This window comes from Aliiroseovarius conchicola, from assembly GCF_041403445.1.
In the GTDB taxonomy this organism is placed as follows: Bacteria; Pseudomonadota; Alphaproteobacteria; order Rhodobacterales; family Rhodobacteraceae; genus Aliiroseovarius; species Aliiroseovarius conchicola.
Window position 1 is genome coordinate 187227 of record NZ_JBGEHL010000002.1, and the last position, 26395, is coordinate 213621.

Sequence of the window (26395 nt, forward strand, 5' to 3'; positions counted from 1 at the left end):
GTTTCAGTTTTGTGACTATAGTAAACTGTTACTATAGACATTAGAGTTATTCGCGCCGTTCCCTGGCAGAGTTAGGATGGAACGGAAAAACCAAGCCTTGATGGCAGCCTATGCACGGACACTTCGCGAAAAACGGAAAGCGGCAAACCTGTCGCAGGAGGAACTCGCGTTCCGCACGGATCTATCCACAAGCTACATCTCGTTCTTGGAAACCTGTCGGAGACAGCCCACCCTGACCGTGATGGATGCAATCTGCCGTGAACTGGGCATTTCACTCACAGAGTTTGTCGGGGAAGTCGAGCGAGCGGCTTCAGATAGGTCTTCAAAGTCAGGTGATTGAGACACCAATCGTCCCGCTATTGGGAAGTGACACGGTGCTGTTAGGCGGGCGGGAAGCCGTCAATCGCTGCTGGCGCGAAGTCGTTGGAGATCTTTCTCTAAAGCGGTCGTTGGCAACCTGAAAAGAACATCGAAGGCATCCTTAATTGCACTAAGGTCTGACTTGAGAGCGAATGTGGCACATAAGGTGCGTATTCCAATGACGCACTGCATGTCGTCCATTTTCACGACTGCATGGAATCCGATTTGGCACAACAAGTGTGACCTGCTCCCCATTGAGTCCGCTAATTTAGGTTAGCTCTGTTCAGGTTTTGGTCCTTGATCGACTGGTTAGCATATTCGGTTGGTGTCATGCCAGCGAGGCTGGAATGTGGGCGGTGTTGGTTAAAGTCGATGCGCCATGCCGCAATTAGATCATGGGCATGGCGGAGGCTGTCGAACAGATGCTCATTCAAACATTCATCCCGCATGCGCCCGTTGAAGCTTTCGACAAATCCATTTTGCATGGGCTTGCCGGGTGCAATGTAATGCCAGTCAACCTTGCGGTCTTCCTGCCACTTCAGGATCGCATTTGAGGTCAGTTCAGTTCCATTGTCGCTGACCACCATGCAGGGGTATCCACGCATTTCGGCGATCCGGTCCAGCTCACGGGCAACCCTCTCGCCTGACAAAGACGTATCGACCACAGCCGCCAGACACTCTCGACTGAAGTCGTCGATCACGTTGAGAATGCGGAAACGACGACCACAAGACAGACTGTCCGACACGAAGTCGAGCGACCAGCGTTGGTTGGACCCCTGCGGGATCGCCATCGGTGTCCTTGTGCCCACTGCGCGCTTGCGACCGCCCCGTTTACGAACGGTTAACCCTTCCTCGCGGTAGATCCGGTACAGCTTCTTCCAATTCACTTGCCATCCCTCGCGTTTCAGCAGGATGTGCAATCTACGATATCCAAAGCGCCGCCGTTCTGAAGACAGCTCCTTTAGCCGACCGCGTAAATCGGTATCTGTTGGTCGCTTGGATGTTCGGCGATAAACACGCGGATCAATCCCAGCTAACGCACAGGCGCGCTTCTGGTTGTACCGTTTCTCTGTCATGGCCCAGTTCGCAGCTCTGCGTCGCGCACCGGGCCTCAAAAGTTTTTTCCCAACATCTCCTTGAGCGTCGATACGTCCATCATCTGTTCAGCCAAAAGCTTCTTCAGCTTAGCGTTCTCGGCTTCAAGCGCCTTTAGCTTCTTCGCGTCGGAAACCTCCATCCCGCCATACTTGGACCGCCATTTGTAAAACGTCGCATCGCTAACGCCGTGCTTGCGACACAGTTTCTTCGCGCCAAGTCCCGCTTGATGCTCTTTCAAAATCCCAATGATCTGTTCTTCGCTGAAACGGCTTCTCTTCATCTTCTGTCTCCCTCTTGAAGAACAGGCTAACCAAAAACACCGGACGTTTCAGGGGAGCAGGTCACAATCTTTCAAATCGGGGGTCTCGGTATTCAGCCTTACTTCTGGGTTGCATAGATAAAGCGGCGGCGGAGACTGAAGGCCGATTGGAGCTTCGTCTGACCACGCCCACGCATCAGACCAGTCAGTGGCCTCAACCGAGGCATCAGAAAAGTCAGTCAAAAGAAAATGCACTCCGCTAAAGCTTGCATCATCTAGCTGAGCTTCAGCAAAGTCACTTTCGCCAATATCAGAATAGGAGAAATTGACCCTGCGCATATCGGCACCTTTGAAGCGCCCTAGACCAATAGTTGAGCCATGAAAGTTGGCCTCCGTAAGAAGACCACCGGCGAAACTCGAGTCGTGCACGTAAGCCTCGCCTACATAAGCACCAGTGAGGTCAGCCAAAGAAAAGTCAACGCTTGCGAATATCGCTCGATGCAACTGCGCCTCGATAAGGCTCGCACTCGATAAGTTGGCTCCTGTTACGTAGGCACCACTTAGATCACTTCCATCCAATTGAGCGAAGGAATAGTCACCACTACGAATACGCACGTCGTTCTGGATAAGTGCTTCAAACAATTGACCTCGTTCTGGGCTTAAAAAAACAAAGCGAAATTGTCCTCGAAGCGGTAGATCAAAGTCTATTGTTCGAGATTGAGGCAACGCAACCATGTAGGGCTCACTCCGCCTCGCGAACTGATCTATGCGTGCGTTTAGTTCGGGAGTTAAGAAGACATATCTTCGCTGATCACCTCTAATGCCGTCATTCATCCAGCAAGGTTGATCTCTAGCAGCGTCGTCGTATGCGTTACGGTGACTTGTGCATTCTTCAAGTTCGCTGCTTGCCGCTGAATTGATTTCGCTTAGTAGCTCTAAGAATTCCTCGTTGGCGGAAGCTCTTCGCACCCCTTCAAGCAAAATTGTTTGCGCAATATTGGCGTCTGTTTGCAATAGTATTCTCTCGTTTTGACGCTCAAGTTTTCTATTCTGTTCAGCTAGCAGCATTACAGTAGCCACGCCGATCATCCCGCCCAACACCGCAGCGGAAAAACCAAAGTATAAGCGCGCTGCTTCCTTCTTCAGCAGCCAGCCGATCAAGCTCACGGAGACCTTCCGCAAAACCTCTAATCTAGTTTTTTCTGCAAAAGTGCTTTTGGGGTTAAACAAGTCGACCAGGCTTGCTGCTGTCTGATCTTCAGACAGTTCGTCGTCTTCTCCGGAGAAAAACTGTAGCCTGGAACGGGCAATTGATACGCCAACATATAAAATCACCGCAACGATCAAGAGAATTGTGATCACAGTGACTAAAACTAAACCGCCATACTCTACATAAAATTCACTTATTTCGCCGCTATGGATGCTAGAACCGATTGTCAGTCCAATTACTAAGAACGTTGCGCATAGGAGCAGGACAGCTGTTTTTGTCAAAGTCATCTCTCCGAGTGGAAATTCAGGTCATTATAAGAGTCAAGAAAGCAGCCTTGCAAAAACCGCAATGAATCCTGAATTGACGCTGAGCAAGTCTGCCGGACGAGAAATCAACTGGCAAGTAAAGATCGTTTGCGCTCCCCACCAAAGACATTGTCACTTCACAATCCGGAAGGGTTCTCAAGCCAAAACCGATGACACTAACCCAAATCTCAAGGTCCGCTATCCGAAAGCTGCGCCGCAGCGATACGAAGCTTCTTGGGCATCAGCAATGGGCCGTCCATGCTTCGCCTCGCACGCCATATTGGGTTGATGCTGCGGCGCATCCGAGGTCCGCAGTGAGCCCAGTGTACCGGATGCTGCACAATGCGCGAATGTCTGCTGTAGCAGCCACGCGGTGTATCAAGTTAACGGTCGTTTACTTGTTACACTTTGCGCTGAGCATCGCAAAGGGAGATGATTTTTGGCCAATATTTCACCCCTAGCGAGAATATGCTTCATGAATGTAAGATGGGGTTAGAAGATACAAAGTCGCATTTCGGAGTATCAAGCTGTCGTTGGTTATAAAAAGGATTTCGATACTATGAACAGAAGAGATTTCTTAGGCTCGGCCAGCGCTAGCGTCTTAGCAGCTTCCACCCTTGTGTTAGCATCCTCTACACCAGCTAACGCATTTGTTATAACGCTCGCAGCTGTTGCAAAAGTCGCCACTATTGCAGCTTCAGCTTTGAGCATGTTTTCTAGCAGTTCCAGTTCCGCCGCTGGCCTTGCATACCAGTCATATCAAGCAATTTTGGAAGTGCATCAAAAACTGGATCAACTTGAAATGTTGATTTTAGAAACATTGGAGCGTGTTAGCGCGTTACCAGCACAAGTTCGAAAAGAGATAGAAGAGGGAAATGAACGGCGCCTCAACCGGGAGCTGATATCAATTGTCAATGCTTTCGCCGAAGACTTAAAGGTGTTTGAGTCTGCGCTGGATGGTGACGACGAAGCAGGAGCGTATAGTCTTCTAAAGGATAAGACTCTACTGCACCAAGCTAAGTTGCAAGGGCTTCGCAATGAACTGAGGTTCTATTCTGGGTTTTCCCTTATTGCTCTTGCTGGCTCGGCGATCACAGAGGTCGCAATGCATGTGATCTTGGGAGGAAAGCCCGAACAGCTTGGCCACCTAAGAACGTTTTACAGCGACCTTCTTGAATTCCATAAAAAAGGTGACCAAGCAAATAGTCTGGCTGCCCTGATTGCGACCGAAGGCTCCCGCTACTTGAAGGAGCAGGCAAATGTAGCCACTCACCTTGCAGAGTTTCCGATAAAAGCCGGTTCTACAGCAACGCTTGCTGACGGCAATTACTATCTCAACAGATGCATCAGCTTCGGCTATCCAGCTCGTGTGTGGGGAAAGGCAGGTGCTGCCTCCAGCGAAATCAGCCCAGGGCATACCGCACTTAACTTAAACAATTTGTTTTCCATACATGAAAACGAGTCAAAGAAGAAAAAGCACTTAGATCATGATCGAAAAAACTTTGTTCCAACTGGAACCATGAACTCGCGAGTGCAAATTTTTGTTGATACATTTGAAGCTGGAGAGAAGAATCTGAACTGGTTGAGAGTGCCGGCCAGACCCGAAGTGGTTTTCACCGCGGGCGGGAACGATGCATCAGGTTCAGCCTGCTCAACTAAAGTAATTGGGAGACCCAACGTCAACGAAAGAAAATATGTTGAACATGTTAAATCAGCGCACGATTCCGCCGAAAAGCATAACAGATTGGCTGAAGCGTATGGCGTACTACTTCAATATCAAACTGAAGTTTCCAAGGCGTACAATGAGCTTGACCGATACTTTGGTGAGATAGGTGTGCCATCATGAGGGGTTTGCTGTCTTTAGCTTGTTTTACAGTCACACTTGCTCCTACGGGGACAGCCAACGCCGAAAGTGCTGAATGTGCAAGGTTCCCGGATTACTGCCGTGCGAAAGCTATTCTCGCCGGTCAGCCTGAGCTGGACATAATGCTGGGCTTCCGCAGAGCAAATCAATTTTATGTATTACAAAGCATCGTTGATTCAGAAGAGCTAGATAGGCTTATCTCATCGCATGATGAGGAGTGGAAGAGAGTGAACTCACGGCTTCGCACATCAAAAGAACAAGTTGACGCAATTATTGATAAGGCAAACAAAGGAGGACGTATCGACAACGTAGTAAAATTTCTTAAGTTTGTCGCAGCTGCCGCCTCAATCGCCGATCAAGTTAACAAGTATTTCCAAGAAGAAACCCCCAAAGCAATGGGCCTCTCTAGTGACAACAAGGCTGTAGATGGCAGCACGACTCCTTTTGGGAAGCTAAATGCTGGGTTGGAATTGAGCGAAGCAAGTGAGGCAAGGGTTCAAATGCTTGTCGCCGCTAACTCAGCGAGTAGATATCAAGCTGTTCGCGCTATCCTAGATAGGCTTGATGAGATTGGCGTACCTAGCGAGGATAATGAGTATGCCTTTGCGACCGAACAAGAAATCCTTTTGACGAAGGCCTATGCCATCATCTCGGGTTGGGATGCGTCCGAAGCCGACCAGGTTTTTGAAAATTTCAATTTCGAGAACACAGATTTGGCGGACGCTTTGCTGGATCCTAAAAAGATCAATCCCGTCGGGTTTTTCCTAGATTTGACCTTTACGTCGCAGCCAGTGGGCGATGGGACTATTTTTTCAAGGAACGCTATTCCGCCGTTGATGAAAGAGTTAGACGCTCACTCGGAAACGATTTTTCGTTGGAGAGCACCAGAATATTTTGAGGATGACGGGGTCACTGTGCCGTGGCGTTTGGAATAGTTCGTACCCAAACTACTAATTACATAATTTAGCCTATGCGTTTTTGATCAAATCCGAAAGCGGCCATTGGCGCAGCCGCAGCAAATTGGTGCTTTGTCCGCAGACCGTGAGTTAGACTGGGCACGGATTTAGCGGTTGCAGCGAATGACGGGAATTCAGACTACAACCGCAGCATTGAGGTCCAAAAGCAAACATTGCGGACCGCTTGTGTTGGCTGAGATGGCGCCAGAAAATAAGTTCACCCCTCGGTGTGAAAAGCACAGGAGCGAACCTTGCAAAAATTGCAAAGCAATTGGAATATGCCGCATTGGCCAGAAACGCTCCGATATTTGAGGTCTACGCGCTTCTGGCCAATGCTCCGTTGCGCCTGTTTCTACCGAGATCAGAAGCTTTGCCGTGTAATGTTAGCAAGAATGTACGGCAATGTTATTGAGAATGCTGTGGCAACGAACCGGAAATACGCATTTGTCGAAATTCCTCGTCGATAGCCGCCATAACAAACCGGACATCGCTTGAATCGATACCCAGATGAAGTGCGATCTTTTTAAGCTTCGACCAAGGCAACACCGCACCCAATACAAATGGATCTTCCCGCAAGGAACCTGAGACAACCGCCTTATGAGCCCGGATGACTGGCATTGCTTCAGAAACGGTTAAGAAGTGGCTGATACAAAGCTCATCCAGTTCTCGGGCAAAGCGCAAAGCCCCAAGGTGTTCTGCAGCGATTTGCGTTATGTCAAAGGTGCGCTTGCGGCCAACAAGTTTCGCTATTAGCTCCGATCCTTCCAGAAGAGCGTCTACAAGCCCACAACCAAACTCTTCATAGAGTTGGCGCGACCTTGATGGACCCAGGCCCACAAATCCCTTCTCTTGGACGATATAGGCTACAACAAAGCCCATTTAAGTTGATACCGTCCGCCGAGAGCAATCAATTCTCTAACTTCGGAATGTTGCTCATTGTGTTGTTCAAGTTGCTTGATCCGCGCATTTTTCAGAGCGAGAACTCGCTCAAGAAAAGCAATGCGCTTTTGCGCTTCTTTCAGCTCACGAGATGGAACAACGTCAGGGAGCATCTTGATCGGTTTTTCGTCAAGGTCACAGTGCATTTCCTCCCATTTTGCACGCACTTTTTGCAATTGCTTATTGTCTTTAAATCGCTGCCGACCCGTACTGGCAGGCCAATTTGCATCTTTCATGAAGCCAGCAACATAAAGCGAACCGTTGCGAACAAAACTACTTTCCCGGCCCTTGACAGACTGCGCCCAAGACACAAATTCCTTCGCAAATCTGTTTGTTACTTCAGTCATTTATTGGCAACTCAACAACTCGACAGTCATCACCATCAAAAACCGTTAGTTTTGGAGCAACTTGACCTTTAGCGTGCCAAGCAGCCTCATACTTCTCAAGTTGTGATCGAACGCGTTTTAGTTCCAGTTGTAGAGAAGATATCTCGGATGAGAGCTTTTGTTTCTCTAATGTCGTAACCTCGAGATCCGCCTTTACGCGCCGAATTTCATCCAACCGTTCCTGTTCGATGTTCTTCCGTATCACACGCTCCTCGGGTTTTTCTCGCAAAGCTTCAAAACGAAGGTATAGTGGATCATCCTTCTCAAGGCGATTTATGTAAGTTTTTCCTACATCCGCCTCACGTTGGAAAGCCAGTTTTGAAGGTGCCTTAAAGTTCAAACCCGAGCGTTGTGCATCACACTTTATCCCTTCGTACTTCACGAGTACGCACTTAACCGACTCTCGCTTTCGCTCATACGCGCTCAACAGATTGTGCATCAAGATACTCCTTCATTGTCCGTCTCGCGTAAGGATCCAACACTTCAGCAAAATCGGGTTCTACATTTTGGATTTGTTGAATTATCGTTCTGATGCGAAGGTCGGTCTTGAACAGATTCAATGGACCATCAAAGCTCCAAGTCGCTTTGAGAATTTCATTGAGCGTGCCGACTGCTTTCTGCGCGAAGAAAGCCACCTGCCCGTCAAGATGGTCATAGAAGAACCTAATTAGGCGCTCGGCATCAACCGCGCGTTGCTCCAAACCAAACACCTCCTCGAAATTATACTGACACCATGGAACGCAGCCGGTATCATTTACCTCACCCTCGCTTTCACTGCACGCGCCTTTAAAGTTGGCACCCCCGCGCTTTGCCATGCAATAACGACCAGGTCCGTTTCGGCGCACTCCCTCACCAATAAACTCGGCAACTGTATCAAAATCTTCGCCAAGCGCGTTTAGAACCGTTAAAAAATTATCTGAGTCAGCCTCGTCGATAGATTTCTGCAGCCGTTCTCTAAGTTCCAGATTTTCGTTCGAAATAGAGCCCATCTGCCTGATAAACATTGACGTGCTGCGCATCAATATCTTGTTCTTATCGCTATCTGGGCTCAATTCAGGCAGGGATTTAAGCATCCGAGAGCCAAATCTGCGATCCATTTTCAGATGTTCGTTTCCGGCTTCCTCAGCGATTATTTCTGCTTCTTTTGGGTCACGAAGGTTAAGGTTCGACTTCAAGTAGGCGGAAGTTTGTTCGATTAAATCGTGACCAGCTGTGATCCGAGCAGCCTCCAGATCGCGAGAAGCACGACCTACCATCGCTATAGCAGAGGGCCGCATTCTTTGAGGAAGATTATTCATATCCTCGGAAACACCAAAGACCTCAGACAAAAGACGCCTAAGGCGTAACCGCCCTGGCTCTTCCGCCCTAAACAAAAATAGTTGAGACTTTTTCGGGTTGATTGTCTCCGCGAGAGTTTTTGCACGTTGCGCTGATCGAACAATTGGCGCAGCGATACGAGGATAAGGCCAATCGCGTGTCTGCCCGTAAATCCCGTCTTGCTCCTTGAAAACCTTTCCCACGATGAGATCAAATTCGGCGTCAGTCGGCACATAAAGATCATCTTTAAGGTTATACACTTCTTGCGCCCGCATCATTGTCAGGAAAGTAAAGTAGAAAAGACAAGCGGTTCGGATTTGTGTCAGAGTGGTTTGCAAAACCCTGACATTTTGTAGCTCCGATAGGTGCGTATAAGGGGTATCAGTTGCATTGAAGATAGGAACACATAGCTTCCCACTGGGCTCAACTATCCCACCTCTAACCCAGCGTTCCAAGTTTGACTGAATAACATCATTTTCAAATGCGTGATTTACGCTTTCAATGTTCTCAGGTTCGATATCAAGATACCCACCACCTTCATGATCCTTGGCGCAGTAGGCTCCGTTCGAAACCTCAGTAGCACCAAACACTGCCCCGCGATGGGCGTGCCAGCACCATGCTTGCTCCACGATATCTACGTAACCGGCAAACACTTGGCACACATAGAGGAGTTTCGAAAGCGCCTTATCGCTCAACGCCTCAAGGCTATTTGAATTCATCGCTTTATACGTGTCTCGGTTTCGCAATTTTCTCTTGCGCCCCCTAACCTCTTGATAGCTCTCAGGATGGAACGAGAACCGATCCTGAGTGATCTCACCAATTGCGCGAATGAGATAAACACCATTTCTCAAATACCTCTCAGCCGGCACTAAAAGATCGAATTGGGATGGTGAAATCCCCGAAAAAAATGGAAAAAAATCGGGGCAAACATCGTCAACATTCGGTGCAAAGCGCGTATCACTTGAAAGTGCGTTCATCATTGAAACAAACGTTTTGGAGTTATTGACAATGGTCCTCTGTGACTTCGTTGGGTCTTGGTGGACGTATGTCCACACCATCCGCTTGACCCGCCGCTTGAACCCCTCAAAATCGAGGCTTACCGCTGGCCATTTGGTTAGCTTTCCAAAGTCAATGGATCTAAAAGACAAACGAACATTCGCATTTTCAGACGCAGGGAATTCCCAAAAGTCATCAGCTATCCGAAATCCATAACTTAGAGATCGAGCGTTTTCTATTTCTTCCCAAGTCGCTCCCCATTGAATTTGGCTCGCGGCATAACTTTGAGCGTTGACAGGTTCGAGAGACCCGATGGATTTCTGACCCGTATCACCCATTGTGTGCGTCCAGATTAGCCAATTCATCAATCCTTGTTTGCTGGTCTTCAGGCATCTGTCCCAGTAGCGCTGACCAAGCCTCCAATTGATACTCTAACCAGATGCGCTTCTCTGCATGGCGTTGAATTCTAATGTCCCTCCTTAGGCGCGCGATCTCATCGGCAGCCAAGAAATCAAAACCAATCTCCTTATTGTTCCATAGGCTCGAAGGGCAGAGGATACAGTTGCCTGAGGTGCATCCAGTTGGGCCTTTGGCAGTGTTTTTTGGGTCCATGAGGTCTGGAGGGTTTTTACTGTCAGTACAGCGCGCGCCTACCTTAGTAACTGGGAAAATTGCGCGTTCCTTGTCGGTTAGGTCGCGCCCCCCAAGTTTGAACCGCGCGCGTACAATATCTATGTTGATTTCATAAGCTTTTGCGATTTCATCATACACGATTCCGGCAACTCGTGTAACAGCCTCAAATGCATCTTCCCGCATATTTCTACTGCGTAAATACTCCATCGTCGTCATGGTATTGACATGGCCAAGCGCAGCTTGAACTTCGAAAACACTTCCGGTTTCTTGCAAGATTTTTTGTGCATAAGCATGTCGAAGGTCGTAGAAACTATTGTTTGTCTCTGGCAGGGCCTTGGCCATGAATTCAGCGACGTTTGATCGGCCGACATCCTGCGCGGAAATGAGCCTGCCTCTTTGAGCGGTCATGTAGATTAGAACTTGGTGTAGTGAGACATTCAGCGTAGCTATGTCGCTTTCCAGAGATTTGGCTGATATCGTCTTAGAGCCTTTGCGTGTCGCCAAGTCTCGCTTCATAATTTTCAGGCGCTGCTCTCCCATATCGCGTAACCGCTTTGAACGTTTCAGATAACGTCGCAAAGCCCAATACGCGCCACCTTTGCATGTAGTGACAGCACGTGACTTGTAACTCCTACCTGTTTTTGGTCGCGCACCAAATTGGCCGGGCAAAATTTGAACCAATTCAGAAGAAGCCGGGCATCCAGGACGTTTCGCACTCGGTATGATTGAGTTCAATCCGATCTGTTTTGCTCCTTCAGTGAATCCCGTTTCAATCGCAACCAAGCATAGTGATGCCAGCATTTCTTCCATGCTCGGAAAGAGTGCTATGTGCATCTCAGAAGCATTCCCTCCACAGGCAAGTGGTCCAGAAGATCTACCAAATGCGTAAGGCTTTGTTTTCCAGGGAAATTGATTTGCCCGCTTCTCCAACCATTTGCCACCTGTTTTTTCGTCTAAATAGCTTTCCGATCGGTACTGGAGATAGTCGAATAGGACATGGCGCTTATCGCATTTATCTACCCCCCATTCGGGAACGACATTGACAAACGTGTTTTCATTATCGATCTCATCAAGAACTGAGAGACAATACGCTCCAACTTTTTCCAGCATTTTGGGAGACAGATGTTTCGAACTGTCGATTGTTTGGGCTGCTCTCGTCCCCTGAACTTTTGGGTATGCTATTGCTGTTTTCGTTCCAAAATTTCCTAAATTGGGAAATTGCCCAGGTGCATGTTCAGTGAGAGACGAATACAATATACGGAATATTTGATTACCCGTAGAATGTTGTTGCTGGCGGCCACCTTGACCAAGGCCACGGCGAGTAAGCCAATGGGCGTGCGCATTTAGCACGTCTCGATCGATGTAGTGAAGGTCGACGTCATGGGCGTCAATCTCAGTCAGAAATGTGAGAAAGCTGGACAGGTACATACCAATTTTGTCTGGTTGAGCCAATTGATCGGCATATTTTTCAACAGCAAAACGGATGGAACGTAAGAGTCGGGGTTGGCCCACAAATGGACAATACATATCGTTCAATGAAGTCGCAACTTGCTTACCCAAATAGAACGGTCGTAAATCTAATGATCTTTGATTTTCGCGGCCGTAAACAAGATAGTCGTGTACTTGAGCCCCTTCACCCACGATAAAACTCCTGTAAATCACGGCGCAAGAGCTCGATGGCATCGCCATCAAACACACGTTCACGCATCCCCATGAGATATACGCTTGTTGTTTCCTGGTTAACGTGTCCAAGTTCACGACGTAACGTATCCAGCGGTGTTCCCATTAAGATCGCTCTTTCAAAGAACTCCTTTTTTGAAAGATGGCCGGTCCCGATACCATTCATCTGCGCCAGCGTGAGTTCTGTAAGTCTGTTTACTGCGAAAGCGTGTCGGGCACTGTGAGGCTTCCAATTGCTGAATGGCACATCATCGAAGGCCTTTTGGACAATTATTTCAGAAAGTGCTTTCCCAAAATTTCTCGCATTTGTTGATAAAAATAGTGGCTCGTCTGATTTGGGACGGCGAAGCCCCTTTCCGGTTCGGTGAAGCATTGACGAATGAAGACGTTGGCGCTCGTTGGTCTTTAGCGCCCAAAGGGTTTTGTAAAAAAAGAAAGGTATCGTAGTTGTGCGCCACTTGCTTCCTTTTCCAAAAACGCACAATTCCATTCGGAAACCAGTGGAGACCATTCTGACTTTCGACTGCGAAGGTATTGTCTCACGTGTTTGAGACAGAATTTCCGATCGACGAAGTCCGCCAAAACATGCGAGACCTCGTATCGCTTGGATTCGAACGTCATCAGATGACATCACCCATTTTTTCAATTCGGTAGGATATGGATAGTCTTGGGTGGGTTTGGGTTTCTTTGTCTGAGCCGCCCAAGTTTTCGGAACAGAAAAATGGTACGGAACAAAGTCACGCGTGCGAACGCCATAGGCGACAAGAAAGAGTAAGTAGCTGTTTACCACAGCTCCAATCGTAGAGATAATCCGTGCATTCTGTGATGTAAACTCTTCACGCGACAACATGTCTTTCAAGAAGCTTTCAAGACTACCTCGTTGTCCCAATGGATCGTGAGTTGATGCGAGGTTCATTGGGTTGAATTTCTCATAGTCGCCAGCTTCACATCCCTTCCACTCAGACCACGCCAAAAATTTCTTGAGATGCTTACCGTACGTCTTGATCGTCTGATCACTAAAACTGCGACCCATTCCGGCAATAGGGTCTTTTGAACTTTTCTTGGTCAACTTTGGCGTCACATATTCCCGTGTTCGTTCACAGAGAAGCAACCAATCCATGAGCTTGCCATCGCGCATTTGCAGTAAAAAAACTTCCGGTTCTCTCAGAAGCCTACCAGTCCGCACAAGCGAAAACTGGGGCACGATCAGTGAGCCTGGAAAAGTGCGGACGTAATTTTCTATTGTGAATTCTTTGTGCACCACTTCGGTCCTCGGCTACTTCACGGAAGACACTACTTACAGCAATTGAAAACATAAAGTTATTTTAGATTTTTGACCAATTTTTTACATTGAGTAATGGTTGGGGGTTCAAATCCCTCCGGGCCTACCACACTGGCAGTCAAGCAAAGAGAATGCGAGCGTTCACCGCGTTGTGAGCCACACATTGTTTGCGAAAATCAGAGCGAACATTTAATCGGATAGTAAACTGAACTATTGATTGGTATTGACGTCCCAACCTCAACGCAAAGTGGATTCCACTCCAGTAAGAAAGAACCGTATGTCTCGCATTGATGAATTGAAGCGCTTCACAGACAAAGGCCGCCTGGGCATAGAGATTGCGCCCTTCTATCGTCCAATCGTTCGCAAGTCAGACGGGTATAACATTCTGGTATTGGATATATTCGATACAGATGAACTTAAGAAAATCGCGGTGGAACGACACAATGTAGCTGAGTGCGATCTTCACCTAATCGAGGACGTCGACATTGTCTCTAACGCGACGGATTTGGGAGATGCCGTTGCCGCTCAAAACCTTGAAGGGCAAGTCGATTACATTTTATCATCTCACAACTTCGAGCATTTGCCCGACCCAATAAAATTCCTGCAAGCTTGTTCAAAAGCGCTGCGACCAGGCGGCACAATTTCGATGGCCATTCCCGACCACCGAATGTGTTTTGACCACTTCAGAACCCCGACAAAACTAAGTGATTGGCTGGCTGCTTTTCACAATCGTCACACTCAGCCAACACCCGAAACAATATTCGACTACGACGCCAACATCGGAAATTACTACATTGGAGAAAAACGCCTCGTCGGGATGTCTGATCCGCGCGAGAATCCTGATGGCTTTTGGCCTAAAGGAGATCTCAAATCAATTTACGCCACTTATGTTGCAGACGTCGCCAGTCCATCTCCCTATAGAGATGTACATTGCAACGTTGTCTTCGGCGCAAGTCTTGAATTGATGATACGTGATCTGAGGCACATTGGTTTAATTGATCTTGATATCATCGAAGTTTTGCCCCCGCAGGGGCTGGAGTTTTTCATCCACTTAAGAAAAGCTGACGGTGACGTCGAAGATCAAGACACAGACGAGGATTTTAATCGTCGGCGCCTTGGATTACTTAGAGAGGTGAACGCCTCTCTTGGTAGTGCCGGATTAAAACGGCTCGGCGACGCGATGCCGAAGCCCGTACCTGTTACGGAAGATTTCAACCAATCGGGCTCATTTTCACTACGGAAAATTGTGCGGACAATCATAGGTGATGGTTTGTACGAAAAGCTTAAAGCTGTGAGAAATCGCATGATTCCCAACTGATTGTGAACGCGGGATAATCGGCATTCTATACGCTATTTAAGCAGTTGGATTCTGGACGCATTTGAGGTTGGCGATTTCTATCAGTTGATGGTGTGAATTGCTCACAACGCTTTGGTTTGGCCCCCCCCCTACGGCCTACCACTTTCCGCTCCCACACCCAGAAACGGCTGTCATGCGTGCGATATGCGTTTTAACACCAGAAGTTCTTGTGCAAGAAAATCGACAAATCGTCGAACCCGTACCGTCTTTTGCAAGTCCGAGTGCAGTAGTATCCAAAGCCATGGTCCGTCGGTCAGACCGGTACCGGGTACTCGACGTAAGTTAGGAAAAGTTCGTTCGAACAGAACCGGCAACGGTGACATGCCACAATGCTGGTTCAACAAACAGGCACGCATATACCCATCATCAACGTTGTGGCGATGTCTGGCCTGTGGAAATTGCTCGGACATCAATGGTGCAGGTTGTCGACTGCCAAACCCGATCCAATTCAGACCTTCGCCGCCACCGCTCGATTGCGCCACATGTTCATCTACATATTTTTTACTGGCATAGACGGCCAGGGTCATACGGAAGAGCTTTCGGGCGATTACATCGTCTTGGACAGTTTCAGCGGCCCGCAGAGAAACATCAGTTTCGTTGTTCGGGATAGATTCGATCCGCTGGCTTAAGCTCAGGTCGACATCGATCCCCGGGTAGAGCGCGTGAAATTTTCCGATGATTGGCGCAATCAAATCATAAGCTAGTGTGGGAGTGACCGAAAAGCGCACAGTGCCGGATTCACTGTTGTCCATTCCCTCTACGCGCCTGCGCGCGGCATCAACTCCCAACTCGATCTCTTCAACGATCGGAAGCAACTGTTCTCCGAATTCAGTAAGCACAAACCCGCGCTGAGATCGCTGAAACAACCGTACACCATAGCTGGCCTCCAGCGCTCGTATGTTCCTGTTTACGGTCCCGTAGCTGGTGTTGGTCAAATCCGCAGCGGCTCTAAGACTCCCCGCGCGCGAAAGCGCCAGAAAAAAAGGGAGCAGTTCCCAATCGGATCTTTTCACATCAAAGTTCATGTTACATTGATATAACAATATGTTCCGGATTGTTATGTTTATTATCGCGCCATTCTGGACTATTTTGCTTGATATTGAACAACGGCAGTAGCTTCCTGCACGCCAAGTCGGAAAGAAAAGTCATGAAACGCTATCACCCGCTCCTTGTGTCCATTCACTGGATCGTCGCCTTTATGGTCCTTGTCGCATTGCTGATCGGAGGGCCTTCACTTGCCGACATGGAAAACTCGGACCCCGACAAAATGTTTGGTCTTAAGGGGCATATGATTTGGGGGATTGTGATTGGAACCCTGATGGTCGTTCGACTTGTGACACGACTAACAAAAGAAACCCCACCCCATGCAGACGCAGGGAACGCTGCGTTGAACTCGGGTGCAAAAGCGGCTCATTGGGGATTGTACCTGTTGGTGTTCGCGATGGTGGGAAGTGGTCTTGGCATCGCCATGTCAGCTGGGCTGTTCCCGATCGCCTTTGGTGGATCAGGCACCCCCTTGCCTGCCAATTTCGACGCATTCACCGCGCGCACAGCACATGGTTTGATTGCAAATCTACTTCTGCTTTTGATTGCACTTCATCTGGCAGGATGGGCCTATCACCAGTTCATCCGTAAAGATCACCTGATCAGTCGGATGTGGTTTGGCAAGCGCGCGAAGTAGTCACCGCATAACCATCACAAGCGCGCGTCGACTACATCGGCGCGCGCTTTTACGTCATAACTTCAAAGTATTAGCGGCGCATCTTAAGTCGCGTAGTTGCTACCGCCCTCATCAAGAATTGCCTTCAACTCGTCCAGGTGGCGTTCGGCCTGATCTGGATAGTTCTCAAGTTCCTGCGCTGTCTTCTCGGCAATCTTGTCGGGCAATACGCGGAGCGGTTGACCAGTTTGAAGTGCGCGGACGTAAGTCTCGGCAGCGCGTTCAAAGTAATAAAGCCGATTGAACGTGTCCGCGACGCTGTCACCGATCACAAGCACGCCGTGGTTGCCCATGATCATGACCTTCACCTTGGGATCGGTCAGCAGCCCGGCACACCGCGCGCCCTCATCTTCGAAGGCCAACCCGCCGTAGCCATCATCAATCACATAGCGATTGAAGAAGGTGGCGCAGTTTTGGTCGATGGGTGGCAGGTTGCTGTCCGCCAGAGATGCCAGAACCGTGGCGTGGATCGAGTGGACATGCATCACGCAGCGCGCGTGTGGGCAATGACGGTGCACGCCGCCATGCAGGCCCCATGCCGTGGGATCGGGTGCGTCCGGTCGCTCCATCGTCTTGGGGTCATCAGCATCCAGCAAAAGCAGATCAGAGGCACGAATGCGCGCAAAGTGCTTTTGATTGGGGTTCATCAGGAACTGAGTCCCCGCATCGTTGACGGCCAGACTGAAATGGTTGGCGACACCTTCGTGCATGTTCAAACGTTCGGTCCACCGAAACGCTGCGGCCATGTCCACACGCTCTTGCCAGTGGTCAATATTGGGGATGTTCTCGGTTTGACTCATCTGCTGCTCCAATGTGTTCAAGCCCAGTAGATCGTTTTGTCCACACCCGGTCTGGCACAATTGCGACATTGTTTTCAGTTTCCGAGTCACGCTACTGCGGCAGCACCAGTTCGACCTTCAACCCACCAAGCCGGTCACTTTCGCCAAGACGCAAATGCCCACCGTGACCGCGCGCAATGTCGCTGGCGATGGCCAACCCCAAACCGACCCCGGACCCTTTGTCCTGATTGCGGGACTGATCAAGGCGGGCAAATGGTTTCAGCGCTTCTTCTCGCAGTTCCGGGGCGATGCCCGGCCCGTCATCCTCGATCACAAAGCGCAAATCACCGCGGCCCAGCACCAGTGATAATTGGGCGCGCGAACCATAGCGGGTAGCGTTTCCCAACAAATTCTCAAGCGCGCGCTCAAGGGCTGCGCGTCGCAACGGTCGCTCGCCGACCTCGGCAATTTCGGTTAGAATGACCTTCTGCCCGCCGCGCGCCGCATTCTCGGCGACGTGGCGCGCCAACTCTGCCGGGTCAACGGGTTCAGGTTCGTCTTCTAACGCGTCAGATCGCGCAAAACTCAAGAAGCGATCAACCAAACGCTCCATATCCTCTACGTCGCGTTCCAGATCCTCGCGACCTTCATCGTCAATCATCGACAACCCTAGCCGCAGCCGGGTAAGCGGAGTTCGCAGATCATGACTGACGCCGGACAGCATCAACGTACGTTGCTCGATCTGGCGCTCTATGCGTGAGCGCATGTCAAGGAACGCCTTACCTGCTGCCCGGACCTCGCTTGCGCCGGCCAATCGATAAGGCACAACCTGCCCCTTGCCAAACGCGTTGGCCGCACGCGCCAGCCTGCGGATGGGCCGAAGTTGGTTGCGCAGAAACATGTAGGCAATCAAAGTCATTAAAATGCCGGTGACAACCATTAGCACCAAAAGCTGGTGTGGGTTGGGTGCGGACACGCGCTGGCGTGAAAACCCGACACGCATTGGACCGTGGTCGGTTTCAAACCCCAAAATCACGCCCTGTGGCGCGGTCTTAAGGTCAACACCGGTCAAACTGGGCAGGCCAGCACGCAGCGTATCTTCGACCCGTGATCCTGTAAAATCTGTCCACCTCATGGCATCTGGCACCCCTGCGCCGGGCAGTTCGATCCACATTGCCAGCGGGGCGACTATGGGGGTCACCGCTTCTTGCGCAGCACCCGTGGTCGGTGCGGCGTTAATCTGAGACAGCAGATAGTCCAGCTCCAACACGACTGCCGACGTCATTTGCACGGTCATACGATTGAAATGGCGCTGAATAAAAACGACCGAGACCACCAGTTGCAGCGTGACCACCGGCACAATCAAGATAAGGGCCGCTCGCCCGTAAAGACTGCGCGGCATAAACCGTTTAAGCCATTCAAAATCGAGCACGCGGGATTTGAGCGATTGGAACATGGCCAGACCCTAAGACGCAGCGCAACGCTTGCCAAGCCGCCTCCGACCAGCATAGCTGAGGTACGACCCGCAGGAGCCCACACACCATGACCCAGAAAAACCCGACACCCGACCGACCACCCGTGGGACAAATGCTCGAGTTGGAACCGGGATTGCGCAGGATCATCGCGCCCAACCCCTCGCCAATGACCTATTGGGGCACCAACACCTTCATCCTTGGCGAAGGCGATGTGGCCGTGGTCGATCCCGGTCCCGCGATCCGATCTCATCTGGATGCAATTCTGGCGGGGCTTCACAAGGGCGAGCGTGTGAAGCACATCCTTGTAACCCATGCCCACCTTGACCACTCAGAGCTCGCCCCCGCCTTAGCCGAGGCGACGGGCGCACCAATCATTGCCTTCGGAGACGCAACCGCGGGGCGGAGTGACATCATGCAAGACCTCGTCGCTCGGGGGCTAACCTCAGGCGGCGAAGGCGTCGATGCGGGTTTCGCGCCAGATATTTGCGTCGCAGACGGCGAAACCTTCGACGCAGGCGGCCTACCGGTCGAGACGATCTGGACCCCCGGCCATTTCGCAAACCACGTCAGTTTTGCCTCTCAGGGGTTTGTCCTGACCGGCGACCATGTCATGGGCTGGGCCAGTTCACTCGTCTCCCCTCCGGACGGCGACCTGACAGCCTTTATGGCGTCTTGTGTCAAACTCGCGGATCGGACGGACCGCATTTACTATCCGGCACATGGTGCAGCAATTTCGGATCCGGCTCCCCGTATCAACTGGCTGATTTCTCGCCGCAAATCCAGAGAGGCTGAGATTTTAGGAACCTTATCGAACGACCGTCCCACGACCGTGTTGGCGCTGACCCGCACAATTTACAAAGATACACCCCCTGCCCTGATCCCCGCCGCTGAACGCAATGTTTTCGCCCATCTGATCGACCTTTCCAGCCGCAAAATCGTGACCGCATCACCCGAGCTCCGCGCCGACGCAGTTTTTCATAGGATCGGCTGAAAAAAACACGAATTGCACTTGCGACCCTGAATCGCACTTGCTATATCGCCCCTCGTGTTCCGGCGTAGCTCAGCGGTAGAGCAGTTGACTGTTAATCAATTGGTCGTAGGTTCGATCCCTACCGCCGGAGCCAAATTCTTCTTAAGGCTTGATATAAAGCACAATTATAAAATTGGTTCGATCAGAATCAAATGTGCATGAGAATTTGGTTACACAACAGGACACACAGATAGTGATACATCTCTTGTGACGTTTATATCTCCTGTCCGTCAGCCCCCAACCGCACGGGGCAAACATGGCTCAATGTCTTTTCCATAAGAATGGTACCTATTATTTTTGGCGCCGCATTGCAGATTATCCACATAAAACACGCCCGCTAATGGTGTCGTTGAGTAGCAAAGACAAATCCCAAGCCCTTTTCTGCTTCAACAAATCCGAGCGGAATACCAAAAGATGTCGAACGGCTTTATTTTCATCCAGCCCCCTTCGCCCGAGGAATTGGTGCGTACATATCTGACCTCTGCGCTGCGCAACCAAGTCCACAGCATGCAGCGCAATCTTCGTTCTGCGCGTATGATGGGCCGGATTGGTGATGATAATCAAATCCGGGCTGAGTTTCATCCGGTGGTTCTGAACGCTATGCTGGAACACGGCCTTCAAAAGACATTTCCCACACGTGCCATCGATCCAACTTAGTCCAAAGCACACTTGAAAACGGCCATGCACATTTACGAATTTGGGCGCAACGCAATCATGTCACCCAGAGGTCGCGCATCACTGGAAGTCGATTACGCCGAGGCGACCGGATCTGACACGTCTTTACTCAATAATCTCGAACATGAATGCCAGGTCCGCGAAGCACATATCACGGCAAAACTCGCCGCGTTTGAAGCGGTTCGATCTCCTCAGAAGCACTTGCTGGATGTTTGCTACGAACAGGCAAAAGATTTGCTGGACTACCAGCCGCCAGAAGAGCCACACCCCAAACCAGCTGCAGCTCTCCATTCCCATACCACGGTCAGTATTCCCAACAAACCAGAGCCAAAACCAATCAAATCACCTGCTATCTCTCCCCCTGTGTCAGCCGAGAACCTAACCACGCACATGCTACGCGATGTGCACGACATCGCTCAGAAAACGAAAGCAACCAGCCGCGCCAGCTATTCATCTGCGTATTGCCGAAGTGTATTGGCGCATGGCAAAGGCCGATGATCTCAGCGAGGATGTCGCCAAACAACGGGCGTCTGATTTGCGCTTGTTTTCCCTGGCGACTGGTGTGGTTGATGTTACCAATATCAAGCAGTTCCATCTGAGCCTTTATCGCAACGCATTAGGCAAGATCCAAAAGAACTTTCTTCGCTCGGCTAAGGATGCAGACCTCACAATTGAAGCGGTTATGGCGCGTGCAAACCTCAACAAACCCGCTGAGAATGGCCTGACTGCGAGCACAACGTCCCGCCACTTTAAGTCCCTGGAATTGCTGTTGAAACGCGCCAAATCTGAGGGGCATTCTTTGATACCGGATTTAGACGTGCCGCCTCTGAAACCCAAAACCAAAGCCAGCACCCCTGCCCATAAACGTCGTTCCGTATTCCGCTTTGAAGAAGTGAAACACGTGTTTTCCCATTCCGCATGGCAAGGTGCCAAAGTCCCGGCGGTCACCATGTTTCCGGACAAGCTGTGATCAAGAATGCCAAATTCTGGGTGCCCCTAATTCTGGCCTATACCGGTGCGCGCCGTGCAGAAATTGCAGGGCTCCTGGCAGAAAATGTGGCGACAGTTGATGGCACCCCCTGCTTCCACATCTGCGCCGACACATATCGCAGCATCAAAGGCGAAGGTGGAGAAATTGAAAAAAGCCGGATCATCCCTATTCATCCACACATGCTTGAACTTGGGCTGCTCGACCATGCATCATCCCACATGGCCTCCCCAACCAGATTGTTGTGCCCGAACATCCTTCCTAAGAAACGCACAAGGGATGGACGACAGGGACAAGTGGCAAAAATCGGAGAACCCCTGGATGATTTCTGGCACAAGTCTCTACGGCTGTCACTAAACGGCAATCCGCGCAAATTTTGCATTCACAGCCTGCGCCACTATGTGAATCACAGCGTCATCCACAACAGAGACATTCACGAGGTCACCCGCTTTGATATTTTGGGACACGTCGAAAGCAGTGACGCTGACCGGTCGATCAACAAAAGCACAAATCGCGACGAAACCGGTGTAGCCGAAAAATACGCGGCCATCGCGTCCCTACCGTGCGCAATTTAACTCGTGCCTTAAGTTTCCCCCTGAGGCGCCCCCGCTTTGTCTCACGCTTCAAGAGTGCTACTCCGCACCCAAGGTGCGGCGAAAGTGCGGTTTGGATGAAGTCTCCGAAGTTGGCAACAATGAACGCAAAAACCCGGCCCGTACAGCAATACGCTTCATACCCACCTCTATCCCATCATTACCGCGCTACCAAACCTGGTCGTGCATGGCGTCAGGGGGCGTAACCCGTCATCTCAAGATAGCCCACGCCGGTATGGCTCCCAGATACCTGAACCGGACCCTCCCAGTAGGGGATAGATGCATCCATCCATGCTTCGGGATTCAGCGCATCAATTTGCACGTCGATACCGTAGACAGGTAAGCGGACGGACCAACCAACCGGCACATCGCGATCTGCGATTTTTGCCGTGCTTAATGGCTCCATGGATAGCGCCCCTGCAGGCAGCGCTGTGGCCTCGCCATCTGCGCCGATCCAAGTGGCCGATGTATAGACATCATCCCCGCGCAGCTGAAACCCCATCAGCTTGGAGCCGTCATCAAATGACAAAGACACCCAATCCCAGCCTGTCTGATCTGCGGCAAGCGGCTGCGACGACCACTCTCGATCCAGCCAGGCATGTCCGGTCACCTGCACGTCACCTTCAGGTAATGTCAAACTGCCCTGAACCTCGTAAAACGGTTGAGAATAGTAGTGCGAGGCCTGACCGGCACCGGATTTCAACGAATAGCCATCCTCTCCATGAAGAACGATCGGACCTGTTGCCGTAAGCGCTAGGTCATAGGCAAATTCTGGACCGCTTGCGGTCAACGTTGGGGCATCAAAATGCCCCGCCATTTCCCATTCGTCGATCCAGATGGAATAGGGCGCGGCTTCTGCCCCGGCTTGGCCGATCCCACCCCGCGCCAATCGCTCTTCGGAAAAATGTGCATCGGGTGTTGTCACCGCGGCATGCCCCATCCAGACCTGAGGTGTTGACCAACCATCTCCACCCTTAGGTGCAAGGGCCGTTCGAAACAGGGTCCATTGCACGCCATAGGGCGTTCCATCAGCACCCGTCAGGTTCGCTGTTACATACCACCACTCAATCCGAAAATCGGGATGTGCGCCGTGATCCTTTGGGAATTCAAACTGGTAACCTCGCACCGGTGCTGCAAACCCGTCGTCACTTGTTCCCAATCCGGCAAAGCCCTGCGCGTTCGCCCAGAATGGCATCAACAGCAACCAGACTATCAAGCCCCACCTAGCGCTCATTTGAAAACACCTTTAGCAAAGCCGACGGTGGTGTTCGCGCGAGGCGGATCGCTGGCAACAAAGCGGCTAAAACAGCCGCCAAAAGCGCCAAGCCCCCCAACTGCGCGTAGTCCGCTGGAAACAGAAACATCGGCAGCCGCCAACCGAAGGCCGCCACATTAACCACAGCAAGCAACACCCATGCCAGACCAAGACCCAATGGCAAGGCCATCAACCCCGTCAGTGCAGCCAACAGGCAGGTGCGCCACAACTCCAACCGTCCCAACTGCGCACGGGTCAGTCCCATCGCCCATGCAGGCGCCAGTTGCGGCACACGCATTGCTGAGAGCGTAAGCAAGCTCATCAAAATCGCAAACCCGGCAACCGACAGCGTCAATATGTTCAGGGCAGCGGTGACGGTGAATGTCCTGTCAAAAATACCGAGCGAGAACGCCTTAATCCCCGACTGATTGATAATATTTGCGTCCGAAATACCCGTATCCGCGAGGATTATCGCCCTGATGTCAGAGACACTCTCCGGCGCCGCTCGCAACCCAAACCGACGTGGGTTCACCTGCGGAAACAGCGCTGCAAACTCGCCCTCGTTTATGACGGCCTGACCGATGGGGTTGCCATAATCACCGAAAACGCCGACCACGCGGAAATCCTTGCCAGCGACCGCAGCAGTATCGCCGACCCAAAGCTCAGTACGGCGCGCCAGTTGCTCGTTGATCAATATCCCACCTCCGTCGGCGACCGCATCCCACGGGGTCTCAATCGCTTGCAGGAACACCCAGTTGTCGCGGTAGGTGCTATGATCTCGACCGCCGTACACCTCCGTTCGCTGGTCCGCGATCCGGACATCAGCGGATTGGATTGGCAGCACCGCATCAACGTGACCCTCGACTGCCCTGAGTAAGGCCGCCGCCTGCGCAGGTGTGTCCACCGCAACATAAAGTTCAGACGCGAGCCGCTGATCGAGAAACCCCTGAAACGTCAGCCGAAAACTGCTGACCATCGTTGAGACACCAACATTGGCCGCCATCGCGAGCAACAGCGCCATGAGCGCAAGTGAGATTGCCGGTAATTGCTGACGCGTGTCGGACCAGAACCACTGCGCAATGACCCCACGCGCCTGACGTTGCAGCAGGCTCAGGATCACACTCAATACGATGGGCAAGGCCAGCGCGGCTCCGATCAGCAGTGCGGCCAATAGAACGAAACCGGCCATCAACCCGTTTGCTGTTCCGGCAAGGATGGCCGCCAAGGCCAACAGCGCCGCGGCGATAAGCCCTTGAGCATTGGCCCGTCCACTGGCAGCCATGGCCAATGCACGCGGTTGTGCACCCGCCAGCAACGGCATTTTGCCCAACCGCCAAAGTGATCCAGCCGCTGCAATCGTAGTACCCCCCAATGAAACTGCCAGTCCTGAGAGCCACCAAACCGGACGAAGTTGCAATGTATCACCCACTTCAGCCCCATAAAGACCACGCAATGTGGCCGCGACATCCGGTAGTAATGCAGCGGCAATGAAATACCCCATCACCACGCCAATCACCCCCGCGATAACGGCCAAGCCTAACAGTTCGGCTGCCATCACAAGGATCAATAACCGCAAGGGCGCACCCAAAGCACGTAACGTTCGCACCATCGCCCGTCGTTGCTCAAACGCCAGACCGATTGCGCCGTGCACGATGAAAATACCGACGGCGAAGGACAGCAAGCCGAATGCCGTCAAATTCAAGTGAAAGCTATCGGTCAGCCGGCTCACGTCCGATCCACCCTGACCCGATTGCAAAACAAGCAGCGGAGCCACATCATCCAGGGGGCGCTGGCGTAGAGCCTGCACCGGATCAACAATCAGCGCATCAAGCTGTTCGGGGCGGGCCAACAGCGTCTGCACCAGACCAACATCTGCCACCGCCGTCATCGGTGCGAGGGTTGGGTCGGCTTGGATGTTTCCGTACCCATCCAGCAAAACTGCGGCATCAGGGGCCGCACGTATCAACCCGCCATCAGATAGGAAAGCGCTGATCTCGGCACTATCTGCACTCTCCACCGGAAGCATCGCACCCGGGGCGGTGAGAGGGTCCAAGCCAATGACACGCACCCCCTTAATACGCCCCTCGATCACCGGGCTGACGCGCCAACCGGCACGGCGCAGATCAACAAATATTTGCTGGCCGAATGGCTGCCCGTTACGTGGGACAAGTCGTGCGAACTGCCCCTCACCCAAAGTCGTTGCGGCTGTGTCATAACTTGCACGTGCCTCGGCGTTGATCGCTTGCACCCCCGACCACAGCGCCGTCGCCAGCGCCAGCCCCGCAACGAGAGTAAACAACTGCACGGGATTGCGTCTCCAGTGCCCAATCAAAGCAGATAGAATAGGGCGGATCACCCGACCACGCCTTTGCGCAGATGCATGCGTGACCCCAACCGCTCGGCCATTGCGCTGGAATGGGTCACCATCAGCAACCCAGCTTTGGTTTCCGAGACCAATTCCAGCAACAAATCAAGGACCTGCGCTGCCGTGTCCTCATCCAGATTTCCCGTTGGCTCATCCGCCAGCACAAGCTGCGGCCTTGGGGCAAGTGTGCGGGCAATCGCTACCCTTTGCTGTTGCCCGCCCGAAAGTTGCTCTGGGTAATTTGCCAATTGTTCGTTCAATCCCAGCCGCGCCGTCAGATCTGCGACCCAGCTCGCATCAAACTGCCCTGCAAGCCGCGCCTGAAAGGAAATGTTATCCGCGACATTTAAACTCGGGATCAGGTTGAATTGTTGGAATACGACCCCGACGGTACCCCGCCTGAGGGCCGCGCGACCTGTATCACTCAACCCCGATATATCTGCGCCATTGATCAGGATTTCACCATCATCTGGCACGTCCAAGCCGCCAATAATATGCAACAAGGTGCTCTTACCACTGCCGGATTCCCCTGTAAGCGCGAGGCTCTGTCCGCCAGCCAACGACAGATCAACCCCCCGCAATATCCGAACAGGGCCGTCAGCTGATAAGAACGATTTTTGGACGTTGGACGCCTGCAACAACATGACCTACTCCCTTGGCTAAGACTTAGCAGGTCTAGCGCTAAGGAAAAGAACAGACTGCGATCAACTCAGGGGCGTTTGGGTGATGTGCGAATGAGCCTTTCAGGGATAATCAGCCTTGATCTTCCACCTGCGACGTTCGCCTACGAGGGTGAAATGCGCTCATGCCAACTCGGCAGTTTAATTCGGCTGGGTGGAAACGACCCCGGGGGCTTGGCATCCCGTCACATTG

24 protein-coding genes and 1 tRNA gene are annotated in these 26395 nt (G+C 51.5%); 11 read left to right on the plus strand and 14 right to left on the minus strand.

Features of this window, described 5'->3' with window-relative positions; all coding sequences use genetic code 11:
• Window positions 1-76 precede the first annotated feature (76 nt).
• Window positions 77-340: a helix-turn-helix domain-containing protein gene (locus V6N04_RS03835; protein ID WP_371168808.1), complete on the plus strand. Its 264-nt coding sequence runs from the start codon at window positions 77-79 to the stop codon at window positions 338-340.
• Between the two features lie 283 nt (window positions 341-623).
• Here the strand turns inward: V6N04_RS03835 and V6N04_RS03840 are convergent.
• Together V6N04_RS03840 and V6N04_RS03845 are read right to left on the minus strand one after the other, a co-directional pair.
• Window positions 624-1738 (minus strand): IS3 family transposase gene (locus V6N04_RS03840; RefSeq protein WP_371168809.1). Its coding sequence is split into 2 segments (ribosomal slippage): window positions 624-1489 and window positions 1489-1738, totalling 1116 coding nucleotides; the frame shifts between segments, so codons are not numbered across the junction.
• A gap of 48 nt (window positions 1739-1786) precedes the next feature.
• The gene (locus tag V6N04_RS03845) at window positions 1787-3208 is read right to left on the minus strand and encodes a pentapeptide repeat-containing protein (RefSeq protein WP_371168810.1); all 1422 of its coding nucleotides are present in this window, start codon (window positions 3206-3208) and stop codon (window positions 1787-1789) included.
• 583 nt (window positions 3209-3791) lie between these two features.
• On the opposite strand from V6N04_RS03845, the gene V6N04_RS03850 reads away from it, so the two are divergent.
• A complete protein-coding gene (locus V6N04_RS03850) occupies window positions 3792-5078 on the plus strand; it encodes a hypothetical protein (protein ID WP_371168811.1) in 1287 nt (428 codons plus the stop codon).
• Window positions 5075-6031: a hypothetical protein gene (locus V6N04_RS03855; RefSeq protein ID WP_371168812.1), complete on the plus strand. Its 957-nt coding sequence runs from the start codon at window positions 5075-5077 to the stop codon at window positions 6029-6031. The genes V6N04_RS03850 and V6N04_RS03855 overlap by 4 nt, the downstream gene beginning before the upstream one ends.
• A gap of 426 nt (window positions 6032-6457) precedes the next feature.
• Here the strand turns inward: V6N04_RS03855 and V6N04_RS03860 are convergent, their stop codons facing one another.
• From V6N04_RS03860 to V6N04_RS03885, 6 genes are read right to left on the minus strand one after another with little or no spacing between them, the layout of a single operon-like run.
• A complete protein-coding gene (locus V6N04_RS03860) occupies window positions 6458-6931 on the minus strand; it encodes a hypothetical protein (RefSeq protein ID WP_371168813.1) in 474 nt (157 codons plus the stop codon).
• Window positions 6916-7338: a hypothetical protein gene (locus V6N04_RS03865; RefSeq protein ID WP_371168814.1), complete on the minus strand. Its 423-nt coding sequence runs from the start codon at window positions 7336-7338 to the stop codon at window positions 6916-6918. Before V6N04_RS03865 ends, V6N04_RS03860 begins: the two co-directional genes overlap by 16 nt.
• Window positions 7331-7816: a hypothetical protein gene (locus V6N04_RS03870; RefSeq protein WP_371168815.1), complete on the minus strand. Its 486-nt coding sequence runs from the start codon at window positions 7814-7816 to the stop codon at window positions 7331-7333. Before V6N04_RS03870 ends, V6N04_RS03865 begins: the two co-directional genes overlap by 8 nt.
• A complete protein-coding gene (locus V6N04_RS03875; RefSeq protein ID WP_371168816.1) occupies window positions 7791-10028 on the minus strand; it encodes a hypothetical protein in 2238 nt (745 codons plus the stop codon). Before V6N04_RS03875 ends, V6N04_RS03870 begins: the two co-directional genes overlap by 26 nt.
• Entirely contained in the window at window positions 10021-11964 is a 1944-nt protein-coding gene (locus tag V6N04_RS03880) for a hypothetical protein (protein WP_371168817.1), read from the minus strand. The genes V6N04_RS03875 and V6N04_RS03880 overlap by 8 nt, the downstream gene beginning before the upstream one ends.
• The gene (locus V6N04_RS03885) at window positions 11957-13264 is read right to left on the minus strand and encodes a hypothetical protein (RefSeq protein ID WP_371168818.1); all 1308 of its coding nucleotides are present in this window, start codon (window positions 13262-13264) and stop codon (window positions 11957-11959) included. Before V6N04_RS03885 ends, V6N04_RS03880 begins: the two co-directional genes overlap by 8 nt.
• A 298-nt stretch (window positions 13265-13562) precedes the next feature.
• Between V6N04_RS03885 and V6N04_RS03890 the strand changes: the two genes are divergently transcribed.
• Window positions 13563-14603: a methyltransferase domain-containing protein gene (locus V6N04_RS03890; RefSeq protein WP_371168819.1), complete on the plus strand. Its 1041-nt coding sequence runs from the start codon at window positions 13563-13565 to the stop codon at window positions 14601-14603.
• A gap of 170 nt (window positions 14604-14773) precedes the next feature.
• Here V6N04_RS03890 and V6N04_RS03895 read toward each other — a convergent pair whose 3' ends face one another.
• On the minus strand, window positions 14774-15655 hold the full coding sequence (locus V6N04_RS03895) for a LysR family transcriptional regulator (protein ID WP_371168820.1): 882 nt from the start codon (window positions 15653-15655) through the stop codon (window positions 14774-14776).
• Window positions 15656-15789: 134 nt separating this feature from the next.
• Here V6N04_RS03895 and V6N04_RS03900 point away from each other — a divergent pair, with 134 nt between their 5' ends.
• Window positions 15790-16323: a cytochrome b gene (locus tag V6N04_RS03900; protein ID WP_371168821.1), complete on the plus strand. Its 534-nt coding sequence runs from the start codon at window positions 15790-15792 to the stop codon at window positions 16321-16323.
• A gap of 83 nt (window positions 16324-16406) precedes the next feature.
• On the opposite strand, the gene V6N04_RS03905 is transcribed toward V6N04_RS03900, so the two are convergent.
• Both V6N04_RS03905 and V6N04_RS03910 read right to left on the minus strand, forming a co-directional pair.
• Complete coding sequence (locus V6N04_RS03905; RefSeq protein WP_371168822.1) at window positions 16407-17162, minus strand: class II aldolase and adducin N-terminal domain-containing protein; 756 nt, start codon at window positions 17160-17162, stop codon at window positions 16407-16409.
• Between the two features lie 91 nt (window positions 17163-17253).
• On the minus strand, window positions 17254-18597 hold the full coding sequence (locus V6N04_RS03910) for an ATP-binding protein (protein WP_371168823.1): 1344 nt from the start codon (window positions 18595-18597) through the stop codon (window positions 17254-17256).
• 86 nt (window positions 18598-18683) lie between these two features.
• Between V6N04_RS03910 and V6N04_RS03915 the strand changes: the two genes are divergently transcribed.
• The 6 genes from V6N04_RS03915 to V6N04_RS03940 all read left to right on the plus strand — a co-directional run bounded on the left by V6N04_RS03915 (window position 18684) and on the right by V6N04_RS03940 (window position 21884).
• The gene (locus V6N04_RS03915; RefSeq protein ID WP_371168824.1) at window positions 18684-19607 is read left to right on the plus strand and encodes an MBL fold metallo-hydrolase; all 924 of its coding nucleotides are present in this window, start codon (window positions 18684-18686) and stop codon (window positions 19605-19607) included.
• A 58-nt stretch (window positions 19608-19665) separates the two neighbouring features.
• Window positions 19666-19740, plus strand: a tRNA-Asn gene (locus tag V6N04_RS03920).
• Window positions 19741-20060: 320 nt separating this feature from the next.
• On the plus strand, window positions 20061-20303 hold the full coding sequence (locus V6N04_RS03925) for a hypothetical protein (protein WP_371168825.1): 243 nt from the start codon (window positions 20061-20063) through the stop codon (window positions 20301-20303).
• A 24-nt stretch (window positions 20304-20327) separates the two neighbouring features.
• The gene (locus V6N04_RS03930; RefSeq protein ID WP_371168826.1) at window positions 20328-20819 is read left to right on the plus strand and encodes a hypothetical protein; all 492 of its coding nucleotides are present in this window, start codon (window positions 20328-20330) and stop codon (window positions 20817-20819) included.
• Window positions 20803-21291, plus strand: coding sequence for a hypothetical protein (locus V6N04_RS03935; RefSeq protein WP_371168827.1), 489 nt, complete (start codon window positions 20803-20805; stop codon window positions 21289-21291). The genes V6N04_RS03930 and V6N04_RS03935 overlap by 17 nt, the downstream gene beginning before the upstream one ends.
• On the plus strand, window positions 21288-21884 hold the full coding sequence (locus tag V6N04_RS03940) for a site-specific integrase (protein WP_371168828.1): 597 nt from the start codon (window positions 21288-21290) through the stop codon (window positions 21882-21884). Before V6N04_RS03935 ends, V6N04_RS03940 begins: the two co-directional genes overlap by 4 nt.
• 211 nt (window positions 21885-22095) lie before the next feature.
• On the opposite strand, the gene V6N04_RS03945 is transcribed toward V6N04_RS03940, so the two are convergent.
• The 3 genes from V6N04_RS03945 to V6N04_RS03955 are packed head-to-tail and all read right to left on the minus strand — an operon-like array spanning window position 22096 to window position 26166.
• The gene (locus tag V6N04_RS03945; protein WP_371168829.1) at window positions 22096-23136 is read right to left on the minus strand and encodes a lipocalin-like domain-containing protein; all 1041 of its coding nucleotides are present in this window, start codon (window positions 23134-23136) and stop codon (window positions 22096-22098) included.
• Window positions 23126-25513, minus strand: a complete 2388-nt coding sequence (locus tag V6N04_RS03950) for an FtsX-like permease family protein (protein WP_371168830.1) — start codon at window positions 25511-25513, stop codon at window positions 23126-23128. The genes V6N04_RS03945 and V6N04_RS03950 overlap by 11 nt, the downstream gene beginning before the upstream one ends.
• A complete protein-coding gene (locus V6N04_RS03955; RefSeq protein WP_371168831.1) occupies window positions 25510-26166 on the minus strand; it encodes an ABC transporter ATP-binding protein in 657 nt (218 codons plus the stop codon). The genes V6N04_RS03950 and V6N04_RS03955 overlap by 4 nt, the downstream gene beginning before the upstream one ends.
• Window positions 26167-26395: the final 229 nt, after the last annotated feature.